The sequence below is a fragment of the Vibrio sp. CyArs1 genome (genome assembly GCF_022432925.1).
Taxonomy (GTDB): domain Bacteria; phylum Pseudomonadota; class Gammaproteobacteria; order Enterobacterales; family Vibrionaceae; genus Vibrio; species Vibrio mediterranei.
Genome location: NZ_JAKRBO010000007.1, coordinates 147887 through 167093, shown reverse-complemented (window position 1 = coordinate 167093; position 19207 = coordinate 147887). Strand labels below are relative to the sequence as shown.

Genomic DNA, 19207 nt, shown 5'->3' with positions numbered 1-19207 from the left:
AAAAGTGATGTAAAACGGCGGTTGAATGACCGCCGTTTTTGCTTTTACGCTTTGATGACAAAGGATTCACCACCTGCGGGTTTATACCTTTATGAGTTGGGTATATACTTTGCCCCCTTTGAAAATTGACAGATAGACAGAGAAAACGATGAAAGTTGCATTAGGTATCGAATATAACGGTGCAAACTACTACGGTTGGCAAAGACAAAGAGACGTCTCCAGTGTGCAAGAAGAACTGGAGAAAGCGCTATCGATCGTTGCAAATCAACCGATAGAAGTACAGTGTGCTGGTCGAACAGATGCTGGTGTGCATGGCACTGGGCAAGTGGTTCATTTGGAGTCTTCTGTCATTCGTAAGCCAGCTGCCTGGACCATGGGCGTGAATGCGAATCTTCCTAAGGATATCGCTGTGCGTTGGGCAAAAGAAGTCCCTGAAGAGTTTCATGCTCGTTTTTCGGCGACCGCTCGACGCTATCGTTATGTGATCTTTAACCACGCATTGCGACCTGGCATTTTGTCTTCTGGTATTAGTCATTATCATGGCGAACTTGATGCAGAAAAAATGCACCAAGCAGGTCAATATTTGCTGGGCGAAAACGACTTTACCTCATTTAGAGCGGTTCACTGTCAGTCTCGAAGCCCATGGCGTAACATCATGCACCTCAATGTTTCTCGCCATGGACCGTATGTTGTGATTGATATCAAAGCGAATGCCTTTGTTCATCATATGGTGCGTAATATCACTGGCAGCCTGATTGTGGTGGGTAAAGGTGAGCAGCCACCAGAGTGGATTGAATGGCTATTGCAGCAGAAAGATCGCAAGCTAGCTGGCGCAACGGCAAAAGCTGAAGGCCTGTATTTGGTCGATGTGGATTATCCAAGTGAGTACCAGCTCCCAGAAGCACCAATTGGTCCACTATTTTTGCCGAATGATTTGAACTCTGGTTGGTAATTGTACTCGAAAATCAGTAGAGACTTTCGGCGTTACAAATATTTATGGCAATGTCACAAGGATAGGTACAACCAGTTTTTTATCTACAGTTAGCCTGTAATATGGTTTAATCCAACGGCATTAATTAGAATTTCAATCTCTCGCCATTAGGCGGGGGTCACAAGAGAAAAGGTCTTCCATGAGTTGGCTTGAAAAAATTTTAGAAAAAAGCAACATCGTTAGCTCGCGCAAAGCGTCTATCCCAGAAGGTATCTGGACTAAATGTACTTCCTGTGAGCAAGTACTTTATCATGCTGAATTAGAGCGTAATCTAGAGGTGTGTCCTAAGTGTGACCACCATATGCGAATGAAAGCGCGTCGTCGTCTAGAAACATTCCTAGATGAAGGTAATCGCGTTGAACTTGGTACTGAGCTTGAACCACAAGACAAGCTGAAGTTTAAAGATTCAAAGCGCTATAAAGAGCGTATCTCTGCCGCTCAAAAAAATAGTGGTGAGAAAGATGCACTCGTTGTCATGCAAGGTGAACTGCTGGGTAACCCAGTCATCGCATGTGCATTTGAGTTCTCCTTCATGGGGGGCTCTATGGGCTCTGTGGTTGGTGCTCGTTTTGTGCGTGCAGTAGAAGCGGCTATAGAAAACAACTGTGGTTTAGTGTGTTTCTCTGCCAGTGGCGGTGCTCGTATGCAAGAGGCACTAATGTCTCTAATGCAAATGGCGAAAACCAGTGCTGCACTTGAGCGCCTATCTCAAAAAGGTCTACCGTTCGTTTCTGTTATGACCGACCCAACTATGGGTGGTGTATCGGCGAGTTTAGCAATGCTGGGTGATATCAATATCGGTGAACCAAAAGCATTGATCGGTTTTGCTGGTCGTCGTGTTATCGAGCAAACGGTTCGTGAAGACTTACCAGAAGGTTTCCAACGTAGTGAGTTCTTACTTGAGCACGGTGCGATTGATATGATTGTTGACCGCCGTGAAATGCGTCAACGCGTAGGTAGCCTACTTGCTAAAATGACAAATAAAGCGTCTCCTTTAGTGGTCTCTGTTGAAGATTCTCCAGAAGAACCTACATATGAAGTACCAGAAGCGGACGAAAAAGGGTAAAGTACTCACTAAGTTATCAAACGTTAAGATATTGACGGCTAAATGAGTTCACAATCCATTCCACAAGCCACATCTTCTTTACAGGTGTGGCTTGATTACTTAAATAGTATTCATACTAGTGCTATCGACCTAGGTTTAGATCGAGTTTCGGTAGTCGCCCAAAAAGGTCAATTGACCAAACCTGCCCCAACAGTCATTACCGTCGCTGGCACTAACGGTAAAGGCTCTACCTGCGCGCTTATGGAAGCAATCTTGCTAGATGCAGGTTATTCAGTCGGTGTTTATAGTTCCCCACACCTTATTCGTTACAACGAGCGTGTTCGCGTTAATGGTAGCGATCTTCATGATGAATCACACACTCGTGCGTTTGACTATATCGAAAAGCTACGTGGCGAAGTCAGCCTTAGCTTTTTCGAGTACGCCACGCTTGCCGCATTGCGACAGTTTCAGGAAAACAAAGTGGAAGTGGTTTTACTGGAAGTGGGCCTAGGTGGGCGTCTTGACGCAACTAACGTGGTTGATCACGATGTTTCAGTCATTACTAGCCTCGCAGTAGATCATGTTGATTGGCTGGGTGACGATATCAATGTCATTGGGTTCGAGAAAGCAGGAATCTTTAGATCTGGGAAGCCAGCAATATGTGGCCAACCAAAACCACCTGCAACTGTGCCTGCGCATGCTGATGATATTAAGGCGAATTTCTACCAAACGGGTATTCAATTTGACTACAAACTGACGTCTGAACACACATGGGCATGGCAACATGGCACATTCATGCTTGAGGACTTGCCCATACCAGTCTTGCCACTAATGAACGCCAACACTGCGTTGATGGCTTTAGGGGCGGCAGAATTGGACATTTCCGACGTTAATATCGTGAATGGACTTAAGCAAGCGCGTCTTCCGGGTCGTATGCAGATGCTTACCGGATCGCCAGTAACCATTCTCGATGTAGCTCATAACCCTCATTCAGCAGAGTATCTGGTTGCACAGCTTTCTAAGCATTACCCAAATCGCGGATTTAAAGTCGTGATTGGCATGTTGCATGATAAGGATATCGAAGAGACCATTCGAGTGTTAAACCCATTAACTGAAGATTGGTATCCAGCGTCATTATCAGGGCCAAGAGCGGCGAGTGCAGACGAACTGTGCCAGCATTTAATGTCTGGCAATGCTCTAAAGCGATATGACAACCCAGTAAGTGCATATCAAGCCGCGAAAAGTGAAGCAAAGTCAGACGATATGATTTTGGTCGTAGGATCCTTCCATACCGTTGGCGAAGTTCTTGAGCATTGTGAGAAGTTAGACGCTCAAGAGCAATAAAGTAATTAAGGAGTATCAATGGCGAGTAAATTTCAAAGCCGCTTGGTGGGTACCATAGTATTGGTCGCAGTTGGTGTCATCATTTTGCCTGACCTACTTGATGGTAAAAAGCTTCATTACAAAGAAGAGTTTGCCAGTATTCCGCTTAAGCCTGAAATCAGCGCTCAAGTAGAAAGCTTTGAGGTACTAGAGCCAGAAGAAGACACATCGGTGTTACCTGACTCGCCTGTTCAAGCAACAGTAGGGGAAGAGCTGGCTGCAACACCTGAGCAGCAGGCCGAACAAGATAAGCGTGATGTCGTGGATGTTGCAGTGAAAGAAGTGCCTGAGCGTAATGAGTATGCTGATAGTGCATGGATTATTCAGCTTATGGCTCTTAAGAATGCAGATAATGCTCGCGGTCTTGTTGCCGACCTACAAAAACGTGGCTATCAAGCACATGTAAAACAGGAAGCCACCTTTACGCGTGTCATCATAGGTCCAGATGTTTCAAAAAGTAAACTTGAGAAGCAATTGCTAGAATTGGAGAAAATTACCGGTTCAAAAGGTCAATTGCTCAAATTTAAACCACTAAATCCATAAGAAAACGTTTGCGTCGCGGATTTTTCTGTTAAAATGCGCGCCAACTTGAGATGAAGAATTCATGAATTGGTTAGATTTTGTCATTTTGGGTGTGATTGGGCTTTCAGCTTTAATCAGTTTAGTTCGCGGATTTGCCAAAGAGGCAATGTCTTTAGTGATATGGTTCGGCGCATTTTTTATTGCCAGCCAGTACTACGCAAAACTTGCGGTGTACTTTACTAATATCGAAGATGAGATGTTCCGAAATGGCGCCGCAATTGCTGCCCTATTTGTTGCCACACTGATTGTTGGGGCGTTAATTAATTATGTTTTAGGGCAGTTAGTGCAAAAAACGGGTCTATCGGGTACTGACAGAGTATTAGGTATCGTATTTGGCGCGCTTAGAGGTGTGTTAATTGTTTCTGCGGTATTGTTCTTTGTTGATACCTTCACGACACTAAATAGCAGTGAATGGTGGGAGTCTTCCCAACTTGTTCCGCAATTTAAACTTGTGATACAGCCGTTTTTTGAACACATCGAAGCAACTTCTAGTTTCCTGTCTGGCGCCTAATGGCGCCAGCTAATGTCGCAAATCGAGGATTAGGACATGTGTGGTATTGTTGGAATCGTTGGCTCAACGCCTGTGAATCAGTCTATCTATGACGCTTTGACCGTTTTACAGCACCGTGGCCAAGATGCCGCTGGTATTGTTACCATAGAAAGCAATCGTTTTCGTCTGCGTAAGGCGAATGGTCTAGTAAAAGACGTATTTGAAGCGAAGCATATGCAACGCCTCCAAGGTTGTGTTGGTATTGGACATGTTCGTTACCCTACAGCAGGTAGCTCAAGCGCTTCAGAAGCTCAACCTTTCTACGTAAACTCACCGTTCGGAATTACACTGGCTCACAATGGTAACTTGACTAATGCTCACGAAGTTCGTGAGAAGCTGTTTGAAAAAGACCGCCGTCATGTGAACACTACGTCCGATTCTGAAGTATTGCTGAATGTTCTAGCTCATGAAATTGATACCGTAAAAGGCAATGTAACATCTGATGATGTCTTCAGAGCTGTTACTAATGTGCATCGCACTATCAAAGGGGCTTACGCAGTAGCTGCTATGATCATCGGTCACGGTATGATTGCATTTCGTGACCCAAACGGTATCCGACCGCTATGTTTAGGCAAGCGTGATGTTGAAGGCAAAACCGAGTACATGGTGGCTTCTGAGTCAGTAGCTCTTGATGCAGTAGGCTTTGACTTTGTTCGCGATGTTGCTCCTGGTGAAGCGATTTATGTAACGTTTGACGGTGAGCTCTTCACTCGTCAATGTGCTGACAATCCAAGCCTAAACCCATGTATTTTTGAGTTTGTCTACTTTGCTCGTCCTGATTCATTCATTGACAAGATTTCTGTTTACAGCGCACGTGTTGAAATGGGTAAGAAGTTGGGTGAGCGCATTCAGCAAGAATACTCGGATCTAGACATTGATGTGGTTATCCCAATCCCTGAAACATCATGTGATATCGCTTTGCAAATCGCTCAGGCTATCGATAAGCCATACCGCCAAGGTTTTGTTAAAAACCGTTATGTAGGTCGTACCTTCATTATGCCAGGGCAGCAGCAGCGTAAGAAGTCGGTTCGCCGTAAACTTAATGCCATTCGCTCAGAGTTTAAAGGTAAGAACGTTCTGTTGGTGGATGATTCTATTGTTCGAGGTACAACGTCAGAGCAAATCATTGAGATGGCACGCGACTCAGGTGCTAACAAAGTATTTATGGTCTCTGCTGCGCCGGAAGTTCGCTTCCCTAACGTTTACGGTATTGATATGCCGAGTGCCAATGAACTTATTGCTCACGGCCGTGACAACGATGCTATCTGTAAGCAAATTGGTGCGGACGCACTGATTTATCAAACCATTCCTGACTTAATAGAAGCTGTTGGTCTTGGAAACCCCGATGTGAAATTGTTTGAGGCGTCTGTATTCAACGGTGAATATGTAACTGGCGATATTGACCAAACGTATCTTGACTTCCTTGACTCGCTACGTAGCGATGATGCAAAGACGCAACGTGATATTCAAGCGGATCTAGCAAATCTAGAACTGCATAACGAATAAGCGAACGATGAAAAGAAAAAACCAGAGCAAGCTCTGGTTTTTTTGTGTCTAAATTTTGAAGCCGTTGCTACTGAAATATCAATGAAGTGAGTAATCGATAACAAAGTCGATGAACAGACGGACTTTTTCAGGAAGATGATCTTTATGGTTATAAAGCATATAAATATCGCGAGGGTTGGCACTCCACTCTGGTAGCACTCGAACTAGTTCGCCGTTGTTTATGTACTCTTTTAGCATGACATCGGGCATCAAGGTAATACCCAAACCCGCAGAACATGCTCTGCGAACCACATTTAAGCTATTGGCTTCGAAACGGCCTTTCGTGTTGTTAATAATGGACTCGCCACTGGTATTTTTCAGTTGCCATTTAATTAACGGTGCGCCTTTTAATAGGCGGTGTGTTGATAATTCTTCAGCATGCTTAGGCTCGCCGTTTAATGACAGATAGTCAGGATGCGCAACAAGGATATCTTTGACTGTACTGATCTTACGAGCGATTAAACTTGAATCGCGTTGAGGACCGACGCGGAAAATAACGTCCCATTCCGTTGGGTCTAGTTGATCGGCATGATTGCTCATCGTTAGCTCAAGACTGATGTCAGGGTATTTAGACATAAAGTCGTTGAACATCGGCATCATCATGCGCTTAGTCAAATTAGAAGGTGACGATATTTTTAGTTTACCAGACGCACCTTTGCATTCATCTGCGATATCTTCGGTAGTGCTAGTAAGACGCTGGAGAAGAGGAGAGCACTCATTATAGAAGCGTTCACCCGCTTCAGTTAAAGACAGTTTTCGCGCGTGACGATTCAGTAAACGAAGATTCAAAGAATCCTCTAGAGCCTGTATACGTCGAGTAATTGTTGCAACAGGGATCATTGTCTTACGAGAAGTTGCTGTATAACTCCCATTTTCCACAACAAGTCGGAACAGATTTAAATCGTCAAGTTTCATATATTCAACTATTTGTATTAATTGGCTTTTAGTATAGCTTACACCTTGTCAAGCTGGCGTGGTTAATTTCAAGCGTTGTTGCTAAATAACACAAGTGCTCTCAAGCAAACTAACTTGATATCAAAGGGTTGTTTGATTTTTTCAACTTTAGCTATTGTATTAAAAAAACTCTCCCAAGGGTACATTTGTATAAAAACGAATTTCTGCCTACAGTTAAAATACTCAGGAGCAGTTTGTTCTGCTGCCTGCATATACATATAAATGCATTATTGTAACGTGTCCTACGGTACGACGTTTAATGTAAACCAAAAAATAATAACAACAAGCTCAATCAATTTTGTGAGGCGTAATTTTATGTCTAATACCGACAGTCAGGCTGTTGTGGCTATACCTCATCAGCAACACAGTGCGCGGATTATGGTTGTTGATGATGATCCCGTATTTCGAACCGTTACCCGAAACTTTCTTGAGGCAACGGGCCACCAAGTAACAGAAGCTGGGGACGGATTAGAGGCTTTAAAACTACTTAGTATCACAGAGCCTGACTTAGTGCTTTGTGATTTAGCTATGCCACTTCTTACTGGCATGGAGTTTACCGAAGAGGTGCGCGTAGAGTACCCGTCACTACCGGTTATTGTAATTTCGGCGACTGGTGACATGGCGGACGTTGCTAAAGCGTTACGTATGGGAGTGAAAGACTTCTTAACCAAACCTATTGGTGATTATAAACATCTTACGGAATCTATTAATGTCGTCTTAGAAGAAAGTTCAAGCAGTTGTGAACAATCTGACTTTGTCAGTCGATGGTTTCGTATTGAAGAGTCAGAAGAAGACGGTTCGCAAGAAGAACAAGAATTGCATTGGCACCTACAATATCTTCAGCAAAATCCTAACGCAGCGAGAGAGTTACTCACGGCACTGTTACCTGAAAAAGATTCTGCGTTAGGAGCGTGGAGAAGTAGTTACCGGCTTTTGCAATCGGCCAACACATTACCTCTCGTATTCGATTACACATGGCTTATGAGCGGTCAGATGGCATTTTATCTGGTCGATGCTTCATCAAGTGACCATGGTGGCGTGGCTAGTACGTTGTTGGTACGGACACTGTTTGATGATTATGTACGCCGTCTGCATCACAACAGTGTCGACCTTAAAGATCTTGCGAGAAATATAGAAAAAGGCATGCAATGCTCGTGCGCTGCATATCCTGTCGAAGCTGTGTTTGGAGTGATTGACTTATCGGAGGGGACCATATCTGTCTTGCCGGCTGGATTGGATTGTCGCTGGGAGAATTCTCAAGCTCATTTCAACATCTCTGGGTCAAATCGTTTGGGTGAGAACTGTTTAAGTAATTTTATGACTAAAGACCTTGCTGTTTTAGAAGGGGGGAAGTTGTCCTTAAGTCGAGTCGGTTCAAGTAGCTTCAGTTGGGAGGTAAAACTTGCTCTGCCTGGCTAAAACTGCGTGGCTGAAGCGCTCTTCAAAAATAACCACACAATTAGTCTGTTTTTGATTGAATGTAATTGAGATATAGTCAAAGTGTTAACAAAAATGGGAGGCGATAGCTTCCCATTTTGATGTCTAAAACAACTATACCCAAGAGCAAAGTCATGTCTGATACAGAATTCAAAGAACCATACAACATTTTTTACTTTTTAGGCTTCATTGCCGCATTGCTAATTCCAACGCTTCCCGCTACTCTGACGTGGATTAGAGTAATGAACGGATATGCGGGTTTTTGACCAATACAATAAGTCCAGTTAAACGTTTCTTTTGGAATACGTTAGGCGTTATTTCAGTAATACTGGGTGTGGTAGGCATCGTACTTCCGCTTCTACCCACCACACCTTTCCTACTCCTTGCTAGTGCAAGTTTTTTTCGTGGTAGCCCTCAATTTCATGATTGGTTACTTTCTCATCCTAAACTTGGTCCCATCATCTCTGACTGGGAAAACGATCGCTGCATTAAACGTTCGGTCAGAACCAAAGGCGCAATCTTCATTGTTTTGAGTTTTGCCATCTCCATATTGATTGTCCAACCAGTATGGTTAAAAGTTGTGCTATTTACTCTGTTTATCGGTGTTTTTACCTTCTTTTTGCGAATTCCTGTGAAACAGCCCGTTGCCGACCACGATGAAAATCACTAACATGTGAAGGTTGTGTGCCCACGCTTAATGTGGGCGTTTTAATTTATACCTACAGAATGAACGTACTCGTGACTATTCGCGACAGCGTACTCTGATCGTCAGGCGTATAAAGACCTTTCCAGAGACCAATACTATGACAATCGATAAAATCTCCCAGATCAAAGCAAGCATCAAAAGCATTCCAGATTACCCAAAGCCAGGCATTCTATTTCGTGATGTAACGAGTCTTATGGAAGACGCAGCAGCTTACAAAGCAACGATAGAGATGCTTGTAGACAAATACAAAGATCAGGGCTTCACTAAAATTGTTGGTACTGAAGCTCGTGGCTTTTTGTTTGGTGCACCTCTAGCACTTGAGCTAGGTCTGGGATTTGTTCCAGTTCGTAAGCCAGGCAAGCTGCCACGTGAAACTGTCGCACAATCATATGAACTTGAATATGGCACTGATACTCTAGAAATCCACACAGACGCTATTGTGGAAGGTGATAAAGTACTGATGGTTGATGACCTGTTAGCAACTGGTGGTACGATTGAAGCTACAACGAAACTTATTCGCCAACTAGGTGGTGAAGTATCTCACGCTGCATTTGTAATCAATCTGCCAGAAATTGGTGGAGATAAGCGCTTAGAAGCACTGGGTATTGAAGTATATAGCTTGTGTGAATTTGAAGGTCACTAATTAGGACACCTTAATGAGTTATCTCGCGTTAGCTAGGAAATGGCGACCAAGAAAATTTTCAGAGGTAGTTGGACAAACCCATGTCCTAACTGCACTTGAGAATGCACTAGACCAGAACAGATTGCATCATGCTTATTTGTTCAGTGGAACACGTGGTGTGGGTAAGACGTCCATCGGTCGCTTGTTCGCAAAAGGTTTAAACTGTGAAACAGGCATCACCTCGACACCTTGTGGTACATGTTCGACTTGTATAGAGATTGATGAAGGCCGAAGTGTTGACTTACTTGAGATTGATGCGGCGTCTCGTACAAAGGTTGAAGATACTCGCGAGCTTCTAGATAACGTTCAATATAAGCCAGCGAGAAACCGCTTTAAGGTTTACCTGATCGATGAAGTGCATATGCTTTCGCGTCATAGCTTCAATGCGTTGCTTAAAACGCTTGAAGAGCCACCAGAGTATGTGAAGTTCTTACTGGCGACGACGGATCCTCAAAAGCTGCCGATGACCATTCTGTCGCGCTGCCTGCAGTTCCACCTCAAGCCGATCACTGTCGAGAATATCCAGCAACAGCTAGAACATATTCTTGAGAAGGAACAAGTTCAGTCTGAAAGCCGAGCGCTTGCTCTGCTTGCTCATGCTGCTGACGGCAGTATGCGTGATGCATTGAGCTTGACCGATCAAGCGATCGCACTAGGAAATGGCAATGTATCGACACCAGTCGTCAGTCAGATGTTGGGTACGCTAGATACGGCTCAAGCTATTCAAATACTGGAATCATTGACTACGGGTGATGCACATCAAGTTATGACCAAGCTTGAGCACTTGGCGGAAAATGGTGTGGATTGGGATACATTGCTTTCTGAGCTCGCATTGCAGTTACATAGAATAGCGATGACTCAAGCATTACCATCTAGTATCGATGCTGCAATTGCCGACAGCGAAAAAATCCAGCACCTTGCGCGTACACTACAAGCAACGGATGTACAGCTGTACTATCAAATTGCTCTGAAAGGCCGACAAGATCTGCCCTTCGCTCCATCTCAACGTGTCGCCGTTGAGATGACGCTACTGCGTATGTTGGCATTTAGACCAAGCACTCAGCTCAGCGCTAATGAAATCACTGTCGCGAATCAAAGTGCAGTGGCTAAGCCTGCGTTGTCATCGTCACAAAGCATGGCAACACAGCAGGTATCGAGTGATACTAATGCTCAAACTTATGCCACGCCGACGCCACAATTTGATAGTACGCGTGAACCGTATATTGATACCTCTGCTATACCGATAGGTAACCAACCAGTACAGGCCGAACATCGACCAAGTGCGCAAAGTGAATGGCAAGCACCTCCATCAAATCAAGAGCAGTATTCGCAAACACCGCCTTCGCAAATTCAGCCCGCTCCAAATAGTGGATCTAATGATGTCGTTCGCGGTGAGGCACAGCGCTCAGTTCCAGCCAGCGAGCCAGCAAGACCTGCGGGTGGTTTACGTCATCAATTGCGCTCGAAACGACAATCGGCTTCTCAAGGTCAAGCGAATTCAGGAAACTCTCCTGTAAAAAAGCCTAAAGCGTCATCTGAATCTGCCTCTGTATTAGAGCGCGTTGCTCAGAGAACCCAAGGTCGTACGCCAAGTGCGTCAAATGGTTTAGATGCCGCTAAATTAAATACCGAGCAGGTTAAAGATAACGAGCCTTATCGATGGCGGCCAACAGGTAATGTTGTCGCCCAAGAAGTGAAGCCAGTCGTCAAACCGTCTACGCTTAAAAAGGCTCTTGAACATATCAAAACGCCAGAAATGGCGCAGCGACTGACGAAAGAAGCTGCTCAGCAAGACACATGGGCTGAACTGATTGAACGTCTTGATATTGGCAAACTGGTGCAACAATTAGCGCTTAATTCAGTCTTCAAAAAAGATGGTTCATCCATTCAACTGGGACTGCGTGCTACACATGCGCATCTAAATTCTGACAAAAATCAGTCAGAACTACTTGCAGGGCTTAATGTCTTATTGGGAGAAGAGTGTCATTTGTCGGTAGAGCTCTCCGAGGAGGGGACGACACCACTCGAACTTCGTGAGCAGTTATATCAAGGCAAGCTTTCTGATGCGGCCAAGAGCTTGCAAGCGGATCCTAACATTCAGTTTATTGTTACAAGGTTCGCGGCAGAGCTAGACGAAGAGAGTATTCGACCTTTATAAAGTTACTTTCCCGGTTGTTTGCTCGAGGTAAACAGCTAGGAAGCGGGGTTGCAATCTATGAATGCGTCCCCATGTTATTAGTTGAAACATGAATAAACCGAGAGAACCCTATGTTTGGTAAAGGTGGTATGGGCAACCTGATGAAGCAAGCCCAGCAAATGCAAGAGCAGATGCAAAAGCTTCAAGAAGAAATCGCTAACATGGAAGTAACAGGTGAGTCTGGTGCTGGCCTTGTTAAAGTAACCATCACAGGTAGCCACAGCACTCGTCGTGTTGAAATCGATGAAAGCCTTATGGAAGACGACAAAGAGATGCTAGAAGACTTGATTGCAGCGGCGTTCAATGACGCGGCTCGTCGTGTAGAGGAAACTCAAAAAGAGAAAATGGCGTCAGTAACTGGTGGAATGCAGCTACCACCAGGCATGAAAATGCCTTTCTAATTGAAGGATTAGAGAACAATTAATGCGTACTAGCCATATGCTGGAGCATTTGATGGAGGCCTTGCGATGTCTACCTGGGGTTGGTCCCAAGTCAGCACAACGCATGGCCTTTCATCTGTTACAGCGCGATAGAAAAGGCGGTATTCAGCTGGCGGATGCACTTTCAAGTGCAATGACTGAAATTGGTCACTGTCAGGAATGCCGTACCTTTACCGAAGAAGAAGTTTGTCATATCTGTAGCAATCCTAAGCGCAAAGAGAATGGCCAACTTTGTGTGGTAGAGAGTCCTGCTGATATTGCTGCTGTAGAAGCTACGGGGCAATTCTCGGGTCGCTATTTTGTTCTAATGGGGCACTTGTCGCCATTAGATGGCATCGGTCCTAGCGATATTGGATTGGATGTTCTCGATTATAGACTGCGCCAAGGCGACATCGGTGAAGTCATTCTAGCGACTAACCCAACAGTGGAAGGTGAAGCAACCGCGCACTACATAGCTGAACTGTGTCATGAGCACAAGGTATCAGCAAGTCGTATCGCTCATGGCGTTCCGGTGGGAGGTGAGTTAGAACTGGTCGATGGAACGACGTTGTCTCACTCTCTGTTGGGCAGACAAAAAATCTAAAGTAGATTGCTAAATAAGATTGATAGTGAAAAGGCGCATTTAGCGCCTTTTTTATGTTCAAAATTAGCTTTAGTCACTATCACTGCTTAGCAATGAGCGATACACCCAAGCCCCAATGATTGCACCAACAATAGGTGCCAACCAGAACAACCACAATTGTGCGACAGCCCAATCGCCAACGTAGAGCGCGACCCCTGTACTGCGTGCTGGATTTACTGACGTGTTGGTTACAGGAATACTGATTAGGTGAATCAAAGTCAAACACAAGCCGATCGCTATAGGAGCGAAGCCTTGCGGCGCTCTTTTGTCAGTGGCTCCCATGATGACCAGTAAAAACATTGCGGTCATGACGATTTCGCAGACCAAGGCTGCGGTTAACGAGTATTTCCCAGGGGAGTGTTCTCCATAACCATTAGAAGCAAAGCCAGACGCGGCGGCGTCAAATCCGGCTTGTCCGGAGGCGATGATATAGAGCACGCCACCCGCAAGTAAGCCACCGATGACTTGAGCAACGATATAGGGAAGTAGCTCTTTGGTGTCGAAGCGACCACCCGCCCAAAGGCCAATACTAACGGCTGGGTTTAAGTGGCACCCAGAAATGTGGCCAATAGCAAATGCCATTGTGAGGACAGTCAAACCAAAGGCAAACGCCACACCTAATAAGCCAATACCTACATCTGGAAATGCTGCTGCTAATACTGCGGAACCGCAACCTCCGAGTACTAGCCAAAATGTACCAAATACCTCAGCCAAATATCTGTTCATAACAAACACCATTCTTAATGTTGTGCGTCTTAACAACATAGCTTACTGGTTTGATACTGCCAGTTTGGGGTCAGATATTAGGTAATTCGTTCAAGCTCTAGGATGTTTGCCAATGCTTTAGCATTAGTATCTCCACACACGTCTGGACAGGCTTTAAAAGCATGGCACACTTTTGGTCGTTCTGGCTGACCAAACAACTTACAAAGATTACGCTCATCAAGTTGTATGCAGCGAATGCCGCTGGGTTTGCCGTTTGGCATTCCTGGAATAGGGGAAGAAATACTTGGGGCGATACAACATGCCCCACAACCTAATCGACAATCCATCTTTTGCAGCCTTAAAATTGAAGGGCGCTGAGTTTACCAAAAATAAAGGTGTTGTACATAATTGAATCACAGCTACAGCATCTAGAGCGAACAGAGTACTTGCAGTTTGTATCGACTAGCGGTATAAAACGCCTCCACAGATTTAGAAGGTAATGCCACATGACCAGTCCATTTTGGGAAACAACACCATTAGAGCAAATGAGTGAACAGCAATGGGAATCATTGTGTGATGGTTGTGGTAAGTGTTGCCTACACAAACTTATGGATGAGGACTCGGATGAGGTCTATTACACTAATGTGGCTTGTAGTTGGCTGAACAGCAAAACTTGTTCGTGTAAGGATTATCCAAATCGATTCCAATCGGGTGAAGAATGTTTAAAGCTAACCCGTGAAAAAATCCACGAGTTTAATTGGCTCCCAGAAACGTGCTCATACCGTGTTCTATCAGAAGGCAAACCCCTTCCAGAATGGCACCCATTGATCACAGGCTCTAAGTCCGCTATGCACGCGGCAGGGGAAAGTGTTCGCAATAAAGTCGTGTATGAAATTGATGTGGTGGATTGGGAAGACCACATCATCAATCACCCGAATCGTTAACAAAAAAGCAGGCTTAGAGCCTGCTTTTTTGTTGTTATTAGCTTGCGGAACAAACTTCAGTAAACCTCATTCTCGCATCTTGTGCAGCTTGTGAGGACTGCTCTTTCGCGTTCTGAGCGTCTGTGAGTAATTGAAGCTTCGCCTCTAAATCATCCAACAATTCTTGTGGGATCGCTTTACTGGTGTCATCGGCATGCTCTAACGCATAAGCGCGAATCTTTTTCTTAACTTTGAACAGGGCATGCAGCGCAGTACGCTCTTCATCTGCGGCAATTTGCGCAGCGTCACGACACTTTTCAAAATTAGCTAGTGCAACCCCTTCATTTGACCAAGGATCAAACTCTGGTAGTTCTTCAATGTTAATGGTTGGCTCTACATAATCTTCTTGGTGACGAATATCCAACGTGGTGGCTTTTACCGCTGAGATCATCAACATAACTGCGATACCGAGTAGAGGCAGGCCGCCGACGATTGCTGCAGTTTGTAGTGTGCTCAAACCACCTAAGAACATGAGAACAGCAGGCATAAAGCTCAAAGTGAAGGCCCAAAATAAGCGGTTCCAGCGCATTGGCTCCTGCGTTACGTCTTTTTGAACCACAGACGCCAAAATGTAGGAGATTGAGTCGAATGTTGTTGCTGTAAAGATGATACACAGCAATGTAAACAAAAGAATGATAAACCAAGCAAATGGTAGCTCTGACAACATAGAGAAGATGGCTTTTGTTGCACCAAACTCGTTTAAAATTGCGACAATATCAAGCTGTCCAGATAATTGTAGCGATAGGCCGTAGTTTCCTAAGATGATGAAAAATAGGAAGCAACCACATGAACCAAAGAACAATGAACCTGCGACCATCTGTTTAATTGTGCGACCGCGAGAAATGCGTGCAACAAACAAGCCCATACTTGGCGCGAACACTAACCACCATGCCCAGTAGAAAATAGTCCAATCTTGTGGGAAGTGAGTGTTGTCAAATGTGCCGTAGCCACCAAATGGTTCCGCCCATGTCGCCATCACAAAGAAGTTAGACATCATTCGACCGATGGAATCTAGACCCGTCTCCAGAATAAAAATAGTTGGGCCTAAAACCAACACTAGAGCAAGAAGCAGCATTGCCCCCCAGAAGTTGATGTTACTGAGGATCTTAATGCCTTTTTCCATCCCCTCAAACGAAGAGTAGGCGAAAATTGCGGTACAGATAGCTAATACGCCAATTTGTGAATAGGTGTTTTGCGGTAGCCCGAATAAGACACTCAAGCCCTCGCTGATAAGCGGGGCTGCAAGTCCTAATGTCGTCGCCGCACCACCTAATAGGCCAAAGATGAAAAGCACATCAATCAGTTTACCGAGTGCACCATTGGTGTGTTTCTCGCCGATGACTGGAATCAATGCGCTGGATACTTTCAGTGCAGGTTGCTTACGTACGTAGAAGAAATAAGCGATAGGTAATGCGGGGATCAGGTAGATGGCCCATGCAATCGGTCCCCAGTGGAAAATGCCATATGTTGCCGCCCAGCGAACCGCTTCTTCACTTCCCGCTTCTAGCTGAAATGGTGGCGCTTGATAATAATAAGCCCACTCAATACACCCCCAGTAGAGAATACTGGCACCGATACCGCCGCAAAACAGCATAGCGGCCCAAGAAGACGTTGCAAACTCTGGCGCTTCGTCAGGTTCGCCTAGTTTAATCTGGCCGATATCGCTAAAAATGATGAATATCATAAAAAAGAGGGCAGCGAGGCCAAGGGCGAGGTATAGGAAGCCAAACTTGTCGGTCATAATGAGCTTGGCTTGCCCGATGATTTTTGCACCTTGTTCAGGGAACATTATCAAGGGAATGATAACGCTCAGGAGCAATGTGATTGCGCCAAAGAAAGTTGGCTTATCAATCAGCTTGAAGTGTCGATTCATAAATTGTGATCATGCAGTTAAAGATGATCGATTATCAAGTGAATGCGGTTTCCACCTCAAACAGGATTATTTGTCGTTAGGATAAATACCGTTATGCCAAGGCTAATATCAAAGCACCAATGGTCACCGCTGCGGAGACATACTGACCGGCAGAGTAAGAACTATCTTCTTGCTTCTCTAAGTCATCTGGATGGTCCATACCTAATGCGCCATGAGCAAAGGAGGTGACAGATTTACCCAAACTATCATCATCGTCTTTTGAGATATTCTCTTTATTGGCGTCTTTGCTCACTTCCTTTTCTAGCATTGCTTTAGCTTGAGGTGAGATGGATACACTATCTCCATTGCCTGTAGGCAAAGTGTTGCCGTTAGCAGTGGCACCTTCTGCTACTGTCTTAGTGGCCGTCGCAACAGGTGCGTTTGTATGGCTCATTAGGTTTGAATTGACGCTTTGCATAACTATCTCCATTAGCGCTATCAATCAATACATCGTCCAATGTGGCAAAAACTTTATAAAAGCTTCTATAAATGAGAGATTGATCGATGCTATTAACATGGACTAAGCAATTTGTGCGCCAATCATAACTTGTGTTGATGAGTTACTTACAAACCAGTGAGTCGTTACGCATTTTTAAGCTCTTATACGCCTTCATTCGGTTCTCATTTTTAACGTAACGTTTTGGTGGTGGTAGCACTTCCAATTGGTAGTCATCGCTTGTACTCACAATGTCACTCACTGGCGTAATCACGACGATACTCAAGTCAGGGTTCAATTGCTGGATCTGCGCAGCGGTTCCTAATGCTTGCTCGGTATGAAATTTACCTGCGATGTGCATGACCTGAGAGTTAGGGTGTGCTGCCATATAGTTAACAATACTTTCTGCCATAGTCACATCCCAGGCGAGTTGAGCAGCGTATTGTTTCTTCGTTTGTTCAATGTCACCGTGATGCATGGAGGCCATGAATTTTTCTTTGTATGGCGAATCTGACGTGTCTATCGTTGCTGCGACTAGAGAACGTTCTTGCTCATCCAGTTTATCTAAGTAGCCAACCCCTTGACGCCCAATACAGCGGACTATTGATTTTGGTGCGTTGCTGGCAATAATGTCGATATCTGAATTCTTGGCTAACTCAACGAGTGGGCGGTAGTCGCTTTCGTAATTTGGCCAAGCTCCTCCTTGTTTAATTAAGATCTGCTCACCAATTTGTGAAGCGAGATAGGCATCAACCACAGGCTGTTTGTCACGGGTAAACTGTTCCATAGAAAGCGCAGTGTCCGGATTTTTGTTAATGAGTTCTTTCAGAAGATCGGTTTGAAATCGATGAATGCCCGCATGGGTATGCCATTCCCCAACTAAGATAACATCGGCGTCCAATATCGCCTTAGGTAAAGCGCTTAGGCTGATTGATTCACCAGTAGGGCTGGCCAATTGGTAATCGTAAAATGAAGCGATACTTTCCGGTTTCGAAGCTTGGTATTCAGGTGAGTTTTTTGTCGTGGCACAACCCGATAGAAGGGCGAGTGATATGAGAATGGGTAATGCTTTCATAGTCTGTTCTCTCTATAAAAATAGCCTTCATCGGAAGGCTATCTTGGAACCGTAATGGTAATAGAGATTGAACGTGGACTCAATCTAATTGAAAATAAATCTCATTACATTTTACGGTAGGCTCGAATCAAGAAGTCGGCGTTACATTGAAACTCTTGTTGTGACTTGAGGTTCGACCTTACTTCGTCTGTCGCTTTCCAAGCAAATGGTGTCATTTGCAACAAGTCATACGCTTGTTGGCCACTAAGGTTCATTTCATAGTCTAGTTTAGATTCAGACAAAAGTTCGAAGCCTTCAATTTGCTCTGCCGTTTCATCATGTAAACGAACATCTTGATAGATCAACGCTCTAAGTTCATATAGATGGTGACTGCCTGGCGTTACGGTCAGCATGATCCCTTGATCTTCAATACAGCGAAGTAACTCATCGTGTTTACAAGGTGCGTAAATTCGAATCACCGCAGCTAGACTGTTTTCAGAGAAGGGCAGCTTATGACTTGAGGCAACACAAAAGTTGACGTTTGGGTAGCGTTTTGCGCCGTATCGAACCGCTACTTTGGAAATATCCAGTCCATGAAAATCTAACTTTTTGTTCCTTTCTGCTAGGTATTGCTGAAAAAAGCTAGTGTAATAACCTTCTCCACAGCCGATATCGAGAACTGTGCCTTGGTTTACGAGATTGGCTAGAGTCTCCGCAACTTGTTGACGCATAGGTGCGTATAAATCGTGCTCAAGAAAAGTACGTCGTGCCTGCATCATTTCTTTATTGTCGCCAGGATCTTTTGAGCGTTTGTGCTGCACAGGCATGAGATTGACATAACCTTCTTTTGCCAAGTCGAACTGGTGGTAGTTTTCACAGCGAAAACTACGCTCATTGAGGGACAACGATTGATGACAGAGCGGGCATTGATAGGACATAGGTTAGACTCGACGAAAATTTTCGTAAGTCTAACCATATCATGG

Annotated in this window: 21 protein-coding genes; 14 read left to right on the top strand and 7 right to left on the bottom strand. The window is 44.7% G+C overall.

Annotation, left to right across the window (positions count from 1 at the left end):
* Positions 1-148 precede the first annotated feature (148 nt).
* The 6 genes from truA to purF all read left to right on the top strand — a co-directional run bounded on the left by truA (position 149) and on the right by purF (position 6057).
* A complete protein-coding gene (truA, locus tag MMA19_RS20035) occupies positions 149-952 on the top strand; it encodes a tRNA pseudouridine(38-40) synthase TruA (RefSeq protein WP_240207048.1) in 804 nt (267 codons plus the stop codon).
* A 178-nt stretch (positions 953-1130) separates the two neighbouring features.
* Positions 1131-2057, top strand: coding sequence for an acetyl-CoA carboxylase, carboxyltransferase subunit beta (gene accD, locus MMA19_RS20030; RefSeq protein WP_006071327.1), 927 nt, complete (start codon positions 1131-1133; stop codon positions 2055-2057).
* 42 nt (positions 2058-2099) lie between these two features.
* Positions 2100-3380, top strand: coding sequence for a bifunctional tetrahydrofolate synthase/dihydrofolate synthase (folC, locus tag MMA19_RS20025; protein WP_240207047.1), 1281 nt, complete (start codon positions 2100-2102; stop codon positions 3378-3380).
* A gap of 18 nt (positions 3381-3398) precedes the next feature.
* Complete coding sequence (locus MMA19_RS20020) at positions 3399-3962, top strand: SPOR domain-containing protein (RefSeq protein ID WP_038229946.1); 564 nt, start codon at positions 3399-3401, stop codon at positions 3960-3962.
* A gap of 61 nt (positions 3963-4023) precedes the next feature.
* Positions 4024-4512: a CvpA family protein gene (locus MMA19_RS20015; RefSeq protein WP_006071324.1), complete on the top strand. Its 489-nt coding sequence runs from the start codon at positions 4024-4026 to the stop codon at positions 4510-4512.
* A 36-nt stretch (positions 4513-4548) separates the two neighbouring features.
* Entirely contained in the window at positions 4549-6057 is a 1509-nt protein-coding gene (gene purF, locus MMA19_RS20010; protein ID WP_006071323.1) for an amidophosphoribosyltransferase, read from the top strand.
* 78 nt (positions 6058-6135) lie between these two features.
* On the opposite strand, the gene MMA19_RS20005 is transcribed toward purF, so the two are convergent.
* Positions 6136-7011 (bottom strand): LysR family transcriptional regulator, encoded by an 876-nt coding sequence (locus tag MMA19_RS20005; protein ID WP_006071322.1) that lies wholly within the window; start codon positions 7009-7011, stop codon positions 6136-6138.
* A gap of 354 nt (positions 7012-7365) precedes the next feature.
* On the opposite strand from MMA19_RS20005, the gene MMA19_RS20000 reads away from it, so the two are divergent.
* The 7 genes from MMA19_RS20000 (at position 7366) to recR (ending at position 13095) form a co-directional block, all read left to right on the top strand.
* Positions 7366-8469, top strand: a complete 1104-nt coding sequence (locus MMA19_RS20000; RefSeq protein ID WP_240207046.1) for a response regulator — start codon at positions 7366-7368, stop codon at positions 8467-8469.
* Between the two features lie 152 nt (positions 8470-8621).
* Positions 8622-8753 carry a hypothetical protein gene (locus MMA19_RS26575; RefSeq protein WP_038222320.1) on the top strand — a complete coding sequence of 44 codons (132 nt, stop codon included), beginning with the start codon at positions 8622-8624 and terminating at the stop codon, positions 8751-8753.
* Entirely contained in the window at positions 8750-9157 is a 408-nt protein-coding gene (locus MMA19_RS19995; RefSeq protein ID WP_261359917.1) for a YbaN family protein, read from the top strand. Before MMA19_RS26575 ends, MMA19_RS19995 begins: the two co-directional genes overlap by 4 nt.
* Positions 9158-9290: 133 nt before the next feature.
* Entirely contained in the window at positions 9291-9836 is a 546-nt protein-coding gene (gene apt, locus MMA19_RS19990) for an adenine phosphoribosyltransferase (protein WP_006071318.1), read from the top strand.
* Positions 9837-9849: 13 nt separating this feature from the next.
* Positions 9850-12033 carry a DNA polymerase III subunit gamma/tau gene (dnaX, locus tag MMA19_RS19985; RefSeq protein WP_240207045.1) on the top strand — a complete coding sequence of 728 codons (2184 nt, stop codon included), beginning with the start codon at positions 9850-9852 and terminating at the stop codon, positions 12031-12033.
* 110 nt (positions 12034-12143) lie between these two features.
* On the top strand, positions 12144-12473 hold the full coding sequence (locus tag MMA19_RS19980) for a YbaB/EbfC family nucleoid-associated protein (RefSeq protein ID WP_006071316.1): 330 nt from the start codon (positions 12144-12146) through the stop codon (positions 12471-12473).
* A gap of 22 nt (positions 12474-12495) precedes the next feature.
* Positions 12496-13095 carry a recombination mediator RecR gene (gene recR / locus MMA19_RS19975; protein ID WP_006071315.1) on the top strand — a complete coding sequence of 200 codons (600 nt, stop codon included), beginning with the start codon at positions 12496-12498 and terminating at the stop codon, positions 13093-13095.
* A 69-nt stretch (positions 13096-13164) separates the two neighbouring features.
* Here recR and aqpZ read toward each other — a convergent pair whose 3' ends face one another.
* Together aqpZ and MMA19_RS19965 are read right to left on the bottom strand one after the other, a co-directional pair.
* The gene (gene aqpZ / locus MMA19_RS19970; protein WP_240207044.1) at positions 13165-13860 is read right to left on the bottom strand and encodes an aquaporin Z; all 696 of its coding nucleotides are present in this window, start codon (positions 13858-13860) and stop codon (positions 13165-13167) included.
* A 77-nt stretch (positions 13861-13937) separates the two neighbouring features.
* On the bottom strand, positions 13938-14186 hold the full coding sequence (locus MMA19_RS19965) for a YkgJ family cysteine cluster protein (RefSeq protein ID WP_240207043.1): 249 nt from the start codon (positions 14184-14186) through the stop codon (positions 13938-13940).
* Between the two features lie 159 nt (positions 14187-14345).
* Here MMA19_RS19965 and MMA19_RS19960 point away from each other — a divergent pair, with 159 nt between their 5' ends.
* Positions 14346-14783: a YcgN family cysteine cluster protein gene (locus MMA19_RS19960; RefSeq protein WP_006071312.1), complete on the top strand. Its 438-nt coding sequence runs from the start codon at positions 14346-14348 to the stop codon at positions 14781-14783.
* A 37-nt stretch (positions 14784-14820) separates the two neighbouring features.
* Here the strand turns inward: MMA19_RS19960 and MMA19_RS19955 are convergent, their stop codons facing one another.
* The 4 genes from MMA19_RS19955 to rlmA all read right to left on the bottom strand — a co-directional run bounded on the left by MMA19_RS19955 (position 14821) and on the right by rlmA (position 19162).
* Positions 14821-16695, bottom strand: a complete 1875-nt coding sequence (locus MMA19_RS19955; RefSeq protein WP_240207042.1) for a BCCT family transporter — start codon at positions 16693-16695, stop codon at positions 14821-14823.
* Positions 16696-16786: 91 nt separating this feature from the next.
* The gene (locus tag MMA19_RS19950) at positions 16787-17152 is read right to left on the bottom strand and encodes a hypothetical protein (protein WP_006071310.1); all 366 of its coding nucleotides are present in this window, start codon (positions 17150-17152) and stop codon (positions 16787-16789) included.
* Positions 17153-17294: 142 nt separating this feature from the next.
* A complete protein-coding gene (locus tag MMA19_RS19945) occupies positions 17295-18245 on the bottom strand; it encodes a ChaN family lipoprotein (protein ID WP_240207041.1) in 951 nt (316 codons plus the stop codon).
* Positions 18246-18349: 104 nt separating this feature from the next.
* Entirely contained in the window at positions 18350-19162 is an 813-nt protein-coding gene (gene rlmA, locus MMA19_RS19940; RefSeq protein WP_240207040.1) for a 23S rRNA (guanine(745)-N(1))-methyltransferase, read from the bottom strand.
* Positions 19163-19207: the final 45 nt, after the last annotated feature.